This window comes from Serratia sp. FS14 (assembly GCF_000695995.1).
In the GTDB taxonomy this organism is placed as follows: Bacteria; Pseudomonadota; Gammaproteobacteria; order Enterobacterales; family Enterobacteriaceae; genus Serratia; species Serratia nematodiphila.
Genome location: NZ_CP005927.1, coordinates 1,494,075 through 1,506,411 on the forward strand (window position 1 = coordinate 1,494,075; position 12,337 = coordinate 1,506,411).

The 12,337-nt window shown below is 60.1% G+C and carries 14 protein-coding genes; 2 read left to right on the forward strand and 12 right to left on the reverse strand.

What is annotated here, in order from left to right; all coding sequences use genetic code 11:
- Positions 1-10: 10 nt before the first annotated feature.
- From L085_RS06860 to L085_RS06905, 10 genes are all read right to left on the reverse strand, one after another.
- Positions 11-406 (reverse strand): DoxX family protein, encoded by a 396-nt coding sequence (locus L085_RS06860; RefSeq protein WP_004937119.1) that lies wholly within the window; start codon positions 404-406, stop codon positions 11-13.
- Positions 407-701: 295 nt separating this feature from the next.
- Positions 702-989: a YqjK-like family protein gene (locus L085_RS06865; protein ID WP_004937121.1), complete on the reverse strand. Its 288-nt coding sequence runs from the start codon at positions 987-989 to the stop codon at positions 702-704.
- A complete protein-coding gene (locus L085_RS06870; RefSeq protein ID WP_033636106.1) occupies positions 986-1,387 on the reverse strand; it encodes a phage holin family protein in 402 nt (133 codons plus the stop codon). Before L085_RS06870 ends, L085_RS06865 begins: the two co-directional genes overlap by 4 nt.
- Before the next feature lie 2 nt (positions 1,388-1,389).
- Entirely contained in the window at positions 1,390-1,695 is a 306-nt protein-coding gene (locus L085_RS06875; protein WP_004937125.1) for a YqjD family protein, read from the reverse strand.
- Positions 1,696-1,859: 164 nt separating this feature from the next.
- Positions 1,860-2,231 carry a DUF1090 domain-containing protein gene (locus L085_RS06880; protein WP_044030399.1) on the reverse strand — a complete coding sequence of 124 codons (372 nt, stop codon included), beginning with the start codon at positions 2,229-2,231 and terminating at the stop codon, positions 1,860-1,862.
- A 241-nt stretch (positions 2,232-2,472) separates the two neighbouring features.
- Positions 2,473-2,847, reverse strand: coding sequence for an EnvZ/OmpR regulon moderator MzrA (gene mzrA, locus L085_RS06885; RefSeq protein WP_004937130.1), 375 nt, complete (start codon positions 2,845-2,847; stop codon positions 2,473-2,475).
- On the reverse strand, positions 2,844-3,524 hold the full coding sequence (locus L085_RS06890) for a DedA family protein (RefSeq protein WP_004937132.1): 681 nt from the start codon (positions 3,522-3,524) through the stop codon (positions 2,844-2,846). Before L085_RS06890 ends, mzrA begins: the two co-directional genes overlap by 4 nt.
- A 136-nt stretch (positions 3,525-3,660) precedes the next feature.
- Entirely contained in the window at positions 3,661-4,107 is a 447-nt protein-coding gene (locus L085_RS06895) for a hypothetical protein (RefSeq protein ID WP_004937135.1), read from the reverse strand.
- Between the two features lie 186 nt (positions 4,108-4,293).
- Positions 4,294-5,070 (reverse strand): transcriptional regulator ExuR, encoded by a 777-nt coding sequence (gene exuR / locus L085_RS06900; RefSeq protein WP_004937137.1) that lies wholly within the window; start codon positions 5,068-5,070, stop codon positions 4,294-4,296.
- Between the two features lie 119 nt (positions 5,071-5,189).
- Complete coding sequence (locus L085_RS06905; protein WP_015379157.1) at positions 5,190-6,488, reverse strand: MFS transporter; 1,299 nt, start codon at positions 6,486-6,488, stop codon at positions 5,190-5,192.
- A gap of 294 nt (positions 6,489-6,782) precedes the next feature.
- On the opposite strand from L085_RS06905, the gene uxaC reads away from it, so the two are divergent.
- Positions 6,783-8,195 (forward strand): glucuronate isomerase, encoded by a 1,413-nt coding sequence (uxaC, locus tag L085_RS06910; RefSeq protein ID WP_004937143.1) that lies wholly within the window; start codon positions 6,783-6,785, stop codon positions 8,193-8,195.
- 20 nt (positions 8,196-8,215) lie between these two features.
- Positions 8,216-9,703 (forward strand): altronate dehydratase family protein, encoded by a 1,488-nt coding sequence (locus L085_RS06915; protein WP_044030400.1) that lies wholly within the window; start codon positions 8,216-8,218, stop codon positions 9,701-9,703.
- A 52-nt stretch (positions 9,704-9,755) separates the two neighbouring features.
- Here the strand turns inward: L085_RS06915 and sstT are convergent, their stop codons facing one another.
- Entirely contained in the window at positions 9,756-10,991 is a 1,236-nt protein-coding gene (gene sstT, locus L085_RS06920; RefSeq protein WP_004937146.1) for a serine/threonine transporter SstT, read from the reverse strand.
- 262 nt (positions 10,992-11,253) lie between these two features.
- A complete protein-coding gene (locus tag L085_RS06925) occupies positions 11,254-12,222 on the reverse strand; it encodes a TerC family protein (protein WP_033645770.1) in 969 nt (322 codons plus the stop codon).
- Between the last annotated feature and the right edge of the window lie 115 nt (positions 12,223-12,337).

The window sequence follows — 12,337 nt, forward strand, 5'->3', positions numbered from 1 at the left end:
ACAGTTTAGATTACCATTTCTTGTTCAGAAGACGGTCGATGCTGAAGCCGCCCGGGCCTGCGACCGCCAACACGATGAAACCGCCGGCGATGGTCAGGTTTTTCATGAACATCAGCTGGTTTACGCCTTCCGCAAAGTCAGTGTGGAACAGCAGCGCGGTCAGGATGGTGAAACCGGCAGTGAACAGCGCCACGGTGCGGGTCAGGAAGCCGAACAGGATCGCCAGACCGCCGCCAAACTCCAGCAGAATGGTCAGCGGCAGCAAGAAGCCAGGCACGCCCATCGATTGCATGTACTGTTGGGTTCCGGCATAAGCGTCACCCATTTTGCCGTAGCCTGCCACGATAAACAGGATTGGCATCAGGATACGAGCAACCAGCAAACCTGTATCTTCTAATTTTTTCATCATCTACTCCAAAGTGTTTTTGTGTGCCTGTTCGGCGGTAGTCATATCAACGGGCGGTATATCGGGTCTCTCACCCTGTTCGGCCCATATCGTATTGATGGAGTGAATGTTAATCGGGAAGTGCTCAGGTTGTTAGCAAGTAAAACTGTCGTAATTTTTCAAAAAATCTGAATCTTTAGCGTGCTAATAAACTGACTCTTGTCAGCAGGTTGCCCAGCCCTCGGGATAAACAGCACTGTTTTAAGGGGAAAACGAGGGCAGAGCAACAGGAGGTTTGAAGGAAAGACCAAGCGGCTTACTTGGCGGAGAAGGTCTTTTTAAACAGTCGGATAGCGCTCCAGGCACCGAAAGCGCGACGCGACCAGCGGATCATCTTGCTGGGGTGGCGGATGCCGTACAGCGCCATGACGCTGGAACCGAGTACCAGATAGCGGCGCAGGCCAAAAACGGTCTGCCAGCCGCGGTCAATGCGTTCGGTTTTTTCCAGCCACAAAGATTTGTGTTCGGCCAGATCCAGACGCTGTTGCTGGATCTGGCGAATCAGCCTCTCTTTTTTCCATTCCAGGTAGCGACGGCGGCTCATGGCTCGCGCTCCAGTTCGGCGCGGTCGAGTTCCAACTGCTTGCGCGTGGCGCCCAGCAGCGTGGTGCGACGGGCCTTGACCAGCGTCCAGATGGTGCCGACCACGGCCAGAAACAGCAGCACGCCAGTGGTGGCACCCAGCGCCATCAGCCGGTAGACCGGATCGATGGCCCAGAAGATCAGGATCAGCAGGCTCATCAAACCGAAGGCGGTGAACAGCAGTGTCATACCGGCCATGATCAGCAGCTGAATGAGGTTGGCTTTCTCCTCTTCCAGCTCGACGACCGCCAGCCGGACACGGGTTTCCACCATGCCGACCAGGATCGTGATGATGCGCTGACCGATATCCAGGACCCCTTTGGCGGGGCCCTGCGCGCGCACTTGCGGTTGTTCAGCCATGATTAGCGACGCGCGAGCAGCACGCCCAGCACCACGCCGACCGCCGCGCCGATACCGATGCCGGTCCACGGGTTGTCGCGCACATAGTCGTCGGCCTGGCCGGCGATCTGTTTGGTTTGCGAAGCCAGCTTGTCACCGGCGTCGCTCAGGCGAGCGCGGGTCTCTTTCAGCGCGCCTTCCGCCTTCGAACGCAGCTTCTCCAGCTCGGCTTTCGGCTTGTCGGTGGAGGAGTTCAGCACTTCTTCCAGCGTATCGGCTAAGGACTTCAGTTCAGCGCGTAAGTTTTCTGCATTTGAATCATGTGCCATGTGATTATTCCTTAACGTTTATTTCGACAGACTTTTAACATAGCGGATTTTTTCGCCGGAGCAAAGGGGTGATGGCCAGCAGATAACACCAGACATCAATTCCATATGCTTAAGAAATCCCGTGTGATGGGGCTCTCATCGATAAATCCGCTGGTGTAAAAAAATTATTCCGCCTGGGCGCGTTTCAACTCAGCTTGCGCTTCCGCCAGCTTTTGCTGCTTCTTGGCGACCTTGTCCAGCTTGCCGGTTTGCTGCGTTTCTTTCAGCTCCTGCCGGCGCTCGTCGACCTTGCGCTGCTTCTCCGCGATATTTTTTTGGCGTTCGGCCTGCAGGCCGGCTTCGGTGCAGTGAGTCTGCACTTCGCTCAGCGCTTTTTTCAGCCCGTCCACGCGGTGGGTGTTGCCGTGTTGGGTGGCGTAGTCGATTTGCTGTTGGATGTTTTGCGCTTTGGCGGCGCAGCCGCCCTCTGCGGCCGAAGCGAGGGCCGGCAGCGTGCAGAGTGGCAACAGCAGTAACAGGGAGTGGCGTAATTTCATCTTTCAGTTCCTTTTCATAGGGTGCCTGAACAGGCACCCGCTTTCCTGACTGCCGAAGGCGGCAGCGCGAGAGGAGGGCGTTCATCGCCGGCTGAAGTTACCCTTCAGCATAGTCATGAAACCGGCGAGCCCCCAAAGAATCAGCCGTGACCCAGTGCTGACTGATTAATTCTTGAGCTAATCGATGCGAATGAAAATGAAGATTATGGCAATGAAAGGAAACCCCTTCATTTGAAGGGGATTATCCCAGATTGAGCGGGGAGCGCGCAAATTCGCGCACCCAATGTGACGGCACGGGGGACTCGCTCAATGCGATGTGGTAACCGGGCGGCAGAATGGTTTGCAACGCTTCGCGCGCCAGCAACTGCTGCTCCGGCGAATCCAGACGGATGACCAGGCCATCGCCTTCCGGCGTAATGCTTTTGATGCGGATGCCGCGTTCATCCAGGCGCTGGTAGACATAAAAACCGTCGGGCAGCGACAGCCCTTGCTGGCTGGCGCGGATGCGCAGCTCGCTCTCGGTGCGCACCATGCAGGGCACCAACAGCGTCGCCAACGCCAGCAGGGCGAGCGCGATCATCAGGACGTATTGCCAGCGCGGGCGCTTTGCTGTCACGCCCCTTTCCCCGGGTTCTGGCTGTTGGCGCGCTTCTTGCGCCACAACACGATCAGCGAGCCGACCAGCCCGACCACCAGCAATACCAGCGGCAACATCATCAGGCAGAACATCAGCTGATCTTCATACTTGCGGAACACCGGCGTTTTCCCCAGGGCGAAGCCCAGCGTCGTCAGGATCAAGACCCACAGCAGGCCGCTCATCCAGTTGAAGAACTGGAAGCGTGCGTTGCTCAGGCCGGACAGGCCGGCGATGGTCGGCAGCAGGGTACGCACGAAGGCCAGGAAGCGGCCGACCAGCAGGGCGGAAAGGCCGTGACGGTGGAACAGGTTATGTGCACGCTGATGGTAGTGGGCCGGCAGATGCGAAAGCCAGCCTTGCACCGTTCGCGTATTGCCGAGCCACCGGCCTTGTATATAACTGACCCAGCACCCCAGGCTGGCGGCGACGGTCAGGATAACGATGGTCAATGGGAAGCCCATGGTGCCTTTGGCGATCAGCACACCGACCAGGATCAGCAGGCTGTCACCCGGCAGGAAAGCGGCCGGCAGCAGGCCGTTCTCCAAAAACAGGATCATGAACAGCAGGATGTAGAGGGTCCACACCAACGAGGGGTTCGCCAGCGTCTCAAAATCCTGCTGCCATAAGGCATGTATCAGTTCTTTAATGATGTCCATCCGGTGTTCCTAAAACGTCATTGTTTATTTTTATCTCAGCGGCGGAGCGGGCGTGAGCTGAAAGCGCGCGGCGATCCTGAGTGCTGATAACGATGAAACGGCGTTGCTTTAAGGTTTCTAAGCGGTGCGACACCGGTCATAGGTGGTAAGTCAGCGTGCCACGGTACTGCATGTTGCTTTCTTTCCAACCGGCCTGGCGACTCTGTTGCCTGGAAGCGTCCAGCATCCAGTCGACCTGGGCAAGCCGGTTGGGAGCCGGGGTGTCCTGGCGGGGGAAGCGAATTCGGTAACCCGGCTCTGCGGCCAGGGTATAGACCGGCGCCGGCAGGGAGGATGCGAGCAGCGAACCGGAGAAAGAGTGCGCTCTGGGCAGCAGCAGCGGCAACTTGCCGGGGGCTTTGCGGCGCGCTTCGGCCGGCGCCCGATACACATGATCATAGGGGGAAAGCGCCGGCTCCGCCAGCAGCGGCAGGCTGCTCAGCGCGCTGGGGGTTGGCTTGGGTGACGCCACGCATAGCTGTTGGCCGGAGACCGAACCGGTCCAGCAGAAAACAGCAATCAGCATGGCAAACAACCAGCGCATTTATTCGCGTCCCGCCCCCGCAGCAATGGGTAAAAAAGTGGGCTAACTCTACCAAAATAGCACGATTGGCAACAGGGAAATCTACGTTGCCGACGGTGAAATAGTACACGGCAAACGGCGGTTCCGGCATCGATTCAGCGGATTTTACATTACCTGACATAAGCCGACGGTTTTTGACCGCCGTGGCTATTTCGGCTCGTGGTTCACGCCATCCAGATGCACCACCGGATTCTCGGCAAACAGGTAGCGATCGGCGTTGTATTCGAAGTCATCGCTGGTGGCGTTGAACAGCATCTGTTTGGTGTTTTCCAGGTGCTGCCACATCGCCAGTTTGGCGGCGTAAGGGTCTTTGCGCATCAGCGCCTTGAGGATCTGATCGTGATCGTCACACCAGCTGGCGATCGAGCGTTCGTCGATATGCTCGTGCAGCTTTTTCCAGTAAGGGTTGTTGACCCGCTGCACCCACATTTTTTCCACGATGGTGGCCATGGCGGTGTTCTGGGTGGCCAGCGCCACCTGCACGTGGAACTTCAGATCCCACTGCGAGTCGCGGAAGCGATCCTCTTTACGGGCGTGCTCCTGGATCTCCATCAACTGCACGATATCTTGTTTGGTCACCTGGGTGGCGGCGAACTCGGCGATGTTGCTTTCAATCAGCTGGCGCGCCTGCAGCAGCTCAAACGGGCCGGCGGTGGCGAACTCGATGCTGTCGCCCGGCACCACCAGGTGCTTTTGCTGGTTGGACACCACATGGATCCCGGATCCCTTGCGCACGTCCACATAGCCTTCCACTTCCAGCATGATGATCGCTTCGCGCACCACGGTACGGCTGACATTCATCTCTTCGGCGATGTATCGCTCGGCCGGCAGCTTGTCACCTACCGGGTAGCGGCCGCTTTCGATGCGTTGCTTAAGCTCGGCGGCCAGTTGCTGATACAGGCGTCTGGTTTCGGTGAATTCCATAGTGAATGCTCTATACGGTGCGGTGGGAAGGGGCGCGTGGCCATCGGATTTGTTATACCACTTATTCGGCACCGCTGCCAGAGGAGCAAGAGGCCCGGCGCGGCGGCCGGGCGGCGGTATCAGCTGCGCGCCGGGGCCGGTTGCAGCGTGGCCGGCTGGGTTTCGGCGGCCGGACGGTTTTGCAACACCGTCCAGATGACGATGGCGCCGAGAATGTCGAAGACCGACAGCGCGGCGAACAGCGGGCTGAAGCCGAGGGTGTCCGCCAGGGCGCCGACCACCAGGGCGAACAGCGTGCTGGCGGTCCAGGCCGCCATGCCGGTGAGGCCGTTGGCAGTCGCCACCTCATTGCGGCCGAACACGTCGGAAGAGAGGGTGATCAGCGCGCCGGACAGCGCCTGATGGGCGAAGCCGCCGACGCACAGCAGCGCGATAGCCGCGTAAGGGCTGGTGAACAGGCCGATCATGCCGGGGCCGATCATCAACACCGCCCCCATCGTCACCACCAGCTTGCGTGAGACGATCAGGTTGACCTTGAAATACTTCTGGAACAGCGGCGGCAGATAACCGCCGACGATGCAGCCGAGATCGGCGAACAGCATCGGCATCCAGGCGAACATGGCGATCTCTTTCAGGTTAAAACCGTAGGCCTTGAACATGAACAGCGGGATCCAGGCGTTGAAGGTGCCCCACGCCGGCTCCGCCAGAAAGCGCGGCAGCGCGATGCCCCAGAACTGGCGGTTGCGCACGATCTGCCAGGCGGACATCTTTTTGGCGTTAGAGGTCTGGTGCTGGGCTTCCTGGCCTTCGAGGATGTAACGGCGCTCTTCCTGGCTCAGTTTCTTCTGATCTTTCGGGTGTTTGTAGAACAGCAGCCAACAAATGGCCCAGATCAGGCTCAGCACGCCGGTGATGATGAACGCCATTTCCCAGCTGTGCGCCACGATGGCCCATACCACCAACGGTGGGGCGATCATGCCACCGATCGATGAACCCACGTTGAAATAACCGACGGCGATCGAACGCTCTTTGGCCGGAAACCACTCGCTGCTGGCCTTCAGCCCGGCGGGGATCATCGCCGCTTCCGCCATGCCGACCGCGCCGCGCGCCAGCGCCAGGCCGCCCCAGCTGTTGGCCAGCGCGGTGCCCATACAGAACAGCGCCCACAGAATGGCGAACATGGCGTAACCGACCTTGGTGCCCAGCACGTCCAGCACATAGCCCGCCACCGGTTGCATCACGGTGTAGCAGGCGGAATAGGCGGCGACGATATAGGAATACTGTTGGGTGGTGATGTGCAGCGTATCTTCCAGCGTCGGCGCCGCGACGGCGATGGCGTTGCGGGTCAGGTAGCCCAGCACGGTGCCGATGGTCACCAGTCCGATCATGTACCAGCGTAACCCTTTAATTTTACGCATCCGAAATGTCTCCCCGTTTTAAGGTGTGCCCGTCGATGCGGCTGGCGAGACAATAACCTGTCATACAGGTTTAAAAGTTGAGTGATATCACAAAAGGAATTATTCGCCTGAGCGATACTGTCGCCGGTGAAATAGTGCGTTTATGCCGCACATTTGCCGTAAAATTGAGCGAAAAAGGGATTGAAGGACCTTAAATCAGCAGCTCATGGGAAAAATTTGCTGGACGCTTGTGAAAATTGGTGTGATAACTTTTGTGATTCGACCCCGTGCCGCACGGCAAGTAAGGAGCCCGAGATGGCGACGTTTTTGAGCGAAGATTTCCTGCTGGACAACGAATTTGCCCGGCGCTTGTATCACGACTATGCGGCGCCACAGCCGATTTTCGATTATCACTGCCATTTGCCGCCACAGCAGATCGCGGAGAACACCCGCTTCAGCAACCTGTACGATATCTGGCTGCGGGGCGATCACTATAAATGGCGGGCGATGCGCACCAACGGCGTGGCGGAGCGGCTGTGTACCGGCGATGCTGGCGATCGTGAGAAATTCGACGCCTGGGCCGCCACGGTGCCGCATACCATCGGCAACCCGCTCTATCACTGGACGCATCTGGAGCTGCGTCGGCCGTTCGGCATCACGGATACGCTGCTGTCGCCGGCCACGGCGGATGAGATCTGGCAGCGCGGCAATGCGCTGCTGGCGCAGGATGAGTTTCGCGCGCGCGGCATCATGCGGCAGATGAATGTGAAAATGGTCGGCACCACCGACGATCCGATCGACGATCTGCGCCATCATCGGGCGATCGCCGACGATCGCGGCTTCGATATCAAGGTATTGCCGAGCTGGCGGCCGGACAAGGCTTTCACTGTCGATGCACCGGGCTTCAATGACTATCTGCGGCAGCTGGAGGCGGCGGCGGACACCGCCATCGGCCGCTTCAGCGCGCTGTGCGACGCCCTGTACAAGCGCATGGATCACTTCGCCGCCCACGGCTGCAAGGTGGCCGACCATGCGCTGGACGTGGTGGTGTTCGGCGAGGCCGATGAAGCGGCGCTGGATGCGATCCTGCTGCGCCGCCTGAACGGCGAGCTGCCGACGCCGGAACAGAGCGCCCAGTTCAAAAGCGCGGTGCTGCTGTTCCTGGCCGGCGAATACCGGCGCCGCGGCTGGGTGCAGCAGTATCACATCGGCGCGTTGCGTAATAACAACAGCCGCATGCTGGCCGCCGTCGGGCCGGATATCGGTTTCGATTCGATCAACGATCGGCCGCTGGCGGAGCCGCTGTCGCGGCTGCTGGATGCCCAGGCGCGGCAGGGGGGCCTGCCGAAAACCATTCTCTACTGCCTCAACCCGCGCGATAACGAAGTGATCGGCACCATGATCGGCAATTTCCAGGGGGAAGGCACGCCAGGCAAGATGCAGTTCGGTTCCGGCTGGTGGTTCAACGATCAGAAGGACGGCATGCAGCGCCAAATGACGCAGCTGGCGCAGCTCGGGCTGCTGAGCCGCTTCGTCGGCATGCTGACCGACAGTCGTAGCTTCCTGTCGTATACGCGCCATGAATACTTCCGCCGCATCCTTTGCCAGATGATCGGCCGCTGGGTGGCGGACGGCGAAGCGCCGGCGGATATCGCGCTGCTGGGCGAAATGGTGAAAAACATCTGCTTCGACAACGCCAAAGACTATTTCGCCATTGAACTGGCGTAGCCGTTATCCGGGACCGGTTTATGCAAAGTACGATAAAGATTCACGAGCAGGATAACGTGGCGGTGGCGCTGCGCGATCTGGCTGCCGGAGAGTGCGTTGAGCTGGAAGGCGCGGTCATCCAACTGGCGCAGCCGGTGGCGCGCGGGCACAAATTTGCGCTCGGCCCGATCGCCAAGGACGAGGACATCATCAAATATGGCCAGCCGATCGGCCATGCGCTCGCGGCCATCGGGCCGGGGGAGCATATTCATTCGCAAAACGCCAAAACCAACCTGAGCGATCTGGACAGCTACCGTTACCAGCCGCAATTCCCGACGTTGCCGCCGCAGGCGGCGGATCGCGAGGTGCAGTTGTACCGACGGGCCGGCGGCGAAGTGGGGATCCGCAATGAGCTGTGGATCGTGCCGACCGTCGGCTGCGTCAACGGTATCGCTCGCCAGATCCAGCAACGCTTTTTGCAGCAAACGCAGGCAGAGGGGATCGACGGCGTGCATCTGTTCAGTCACCCGTTCGGCTGCTCGCAGCTGGGGCAGGATCATGCCAACACCCGCATCATGCTGCAAAACCTGGCGCGCCATCCCAACGCCGGCGCGGTGCTGGTGATCGGGCTGGGTTGCGAGAACAATCAGGTGGATGCCTTTCGCGCCACGTTGGGGATAGAGGACGAGCGGCGGCTGCGCTTTATGGTGTGCCAACAACAGGACGACGAAGTGGAAGCCGGGCTGGCGCTGTTGCACGAGCTGTACCGGGAGATGCGCCACGATCGCCGCGAGCCGGGCCGCCTGAGCGAGTTGAAGTTTGGCCTGGAGTGCGGCGGTTCGGACGGATTGTCGGGTATCACCGCCAACCCGCTGCTGGGGCGGTTCTCCGATTATGCGATCGCCAACGGCGGCACCACGGTGCTGACCGAAGTGCCGGAGATGTTCGGCGCCGAGCGCATTCTGATGAGCCGCTGCCGCGATGGGGAGACCTTCGACAAAACCGTCGACATGATCAACGATTTCAAACGCTATTTCATCGCCCATCAGCAGCCGATTTATGAGAACCCGTCGCCGGGCAACAAGGCCGGCGGCATCACCACGCTGGAGGAGAAATCGCTCGGCTGCACCCAAAAGGCGGGGTTAAGCCAGGTGGTTGACGTGCTGAAATACGGCGAGCGGCTGCGCGTGCCGGGGCTGAATCTGCTCAGCGCGCCGGGCAACGACGCGGTGGCGACCAGCGCGCTGGCCGGCGCCGGCTGTCATATGGTGCTGTTCAGCACCGGGCGCGGCACGCCGTACGGCGGCTTTGTGCCGACGGTGAAGCTGGCCACCAACAGCGAGCTGGCGGCGAAGAAACCGCACTGGATCGATTTTGACGCCGGCAGCCTGATCCACGGCGTGGCGATGGAGACGTTGCTCAGCCGCTTCATCGATCTGATTGTCGAGATCGCCAACGGCCGCCCGGCGCGCAATGAAGCCAACGACTTTCGCGAGCTGGCGATCTTTAAAAGCGGGGTGACGCTGTAAAGCTGACAAAAAAGGCGCTCGAAGGAGCGCCTTTTTATGAAGCAACGCGCGATTAACGCACCTTCAGCGGGTCTTCGTTCGCCAGCCGCTGGTCTTCCGCCTGGCAGGCCGCGGCGGTGAACAGCACGTCGGTGGAGGAGTTGAGGGCGGTTTCCGCCGAATCCTGCAGTACGCCGATGATAAAGCCGACCGCCACCACCTGCATCGCCACGTCATTCGGAATGCCGAACATGTTGCACGCCAGCGGGATCAGCAGCAGCGAACCGCCGGCCACGCCGGAGGCGCCGCAGGCGCAGAGGGCCGCCACCACGCTCAGCAGCAGGGCGGTCGGGACGTCCACCGCGATGCCCAGCGTGTTTACCGCCGCCAGCGTCAACACGGTGATGGTGATCGCCGCGCCGGCCATGTTGATGGTGGCGCCCAGCGGGATGGAAACCGAGTAGGTGTCCTCATTCAGGTTCAGCTTCTTGCACAGTTCCATATTCACCGGGATGTTGGCGGCGGAGCTGCGGGTGAAGAAGGCGGTCACGCCGCTCTCGCGCAGGCAGGCGAACACCAGCGGATACGGGTTGCGGCGGATCTTCCAGTAAACGATCAACGGGTTGAGCACCAGCGCCACCAGCAGCATGCAGCCAAGCAGCACCATCAGCAGCTGGGCGTAGCCCCACAGCGCGCCGAAGCCGGTTTCCGCCAGCGTGGAGGCCACCAGGCCGAAGATGCCGAGCGGCGCACAGCGGATCACCGCGCGCACCACCAGCGTGACCGCATGGGACATGTCGTTGATCAGCCCCTTGGTGGTCTCGGAAGCGTGGCGCAGCGCCAGCCCCAGCCCGACGGCCCACGCCAGAATGCCGATGTAGTTGGCGTTAATCAGCGCATGGAACGGGTTGGCCACCACGCTCATCAACAGGCCCTTCATCACCTCCACGATGCCGCCCGGCGGGGTAATGTCCGTCGCGCCGGTGGTCAGCGCCAGCGTGGAAGGGAAGATAAAGCTGACGACCACCGCCACCAGCGCGGCGGCAAAAGTGCCCAGCAGGTAGAGGAACAGGATCGGGCGAATGTTGGTCTTCTGCCCCTGTTTATGGTTGGCGATCGAGGCCATGACCAGAATCAGCACCAGCACCGGCGCCACCGCTTTCAGCGCGCCGACGAACAGGGTGCCGAGCAGGCCAACCGCCGCTGCCGCCGCCGGTGAAACCAGCGCCACCAGAATGCCGGCCACTAGGCCGACCATGATTTGTTTGACCAGGCTGCCCTGCGTGATCTTTTGTAGTAGTTTTTGCATAGTGCTTTCTTCCTGATGTTATCTGGCCGCCGCGGCGGGAACGACGCCGGGCAGCTTTATATGATTCTGTAACTAAGTGTGTTTGCCGAATCAGTATTCAGCAATCGAATGATGTTGGAAAGAGGCGAGGGTGAAATTCTGAGCGCGGATCAACACTTGATAACATACTGGTTACATTTGTGTGATCGCAATAACGTTTGGCGTTTTGGGGGAATTGCCAAACAATCACGGGGCGACTAGCGCCCCGGATAACAGATTATGGTTATTTCTTCGCCAGGCGATCGTTGCGGTGATTGACCCAGGCGTTGATCAGCAAGGTGAGCGTCAGGATGCCCGCCACCACGCCGAGCGAAACGCCGATCGGGATGTGGAAGAAGTCGATAATCAGCATCTTGATGCCGATAAATACCAGGATCACCGACAGGCCGTATTTCAGCATCGAGAACCGTTCCGCCACGTTGGCCAGCAGGAAGTACATGGCGCGCAGGCCCATGATGGCGAACAGGTTGGAGGTCAGGACGATGAACGGATCGGTGGTCACGGCGAAGATCGCCGGAATGCTGTCCACCGCGAAAATCACGTCGCTCAGTTCCACCAGGATCAGCACCAGCACCAGCGGGGTGGCGAACAGAATGCCGTTGCGGCGCACGAAGAAACGCTCGCCTTCCAGGCTGTCGGTCATGCGCAGGCGGCTGCGCAGCCATTTCACCAGCGGTTTGTCGCCGATCGCCGAGTCATCTTCCTTCGCCAGCGCCATTTTTATACCGGTGAACAGCAGGAAAGCGCCGAATAGATACAGCAGCCACTGGAACTGGCTGACCAGCCAGCTGCCGGCGAAGATCATGATGGTACGCAGCACGATCGCCCCCAGCACGCCGTAGATCAGCACCCGCCGTTGCAGGTTGGCCGGCACGGCGAAGTAGCTGAACAGCATCAGCCAGACGAACACATTATCCACCGCCAGCGCTTTTTCGATCAGGTAGCCGGTCAGGAAGGCCAGCGCCTGGGTATCGGCGACGGCGCGCCCGGCGGTTTCATTCAGGTAGTACCAGAAACCGAGGTTGAACAGCAGGGAGAGGCTGACCCACACCAGCGACCAGCTGGCGGCCTGCTTCATAGTCATGGTGTGTGCGCCTTTACGGCCCTGCAACAGGAGGTCGATTGCGAGCATCACGACTATGACGGCGGCAAAGCTGCCCCATAACCACGGTGTGCCAACGGAATTCATCATCAGAGGTATCCTTCAAAAACAAAAACGGCCAACGTCGGAAGACGCCAGCCGCTCTGTGAACGCTGCAAGCAAACCTCGCCTTCCGGCAAGGTCTCACTTACAACGTTGATGAAGG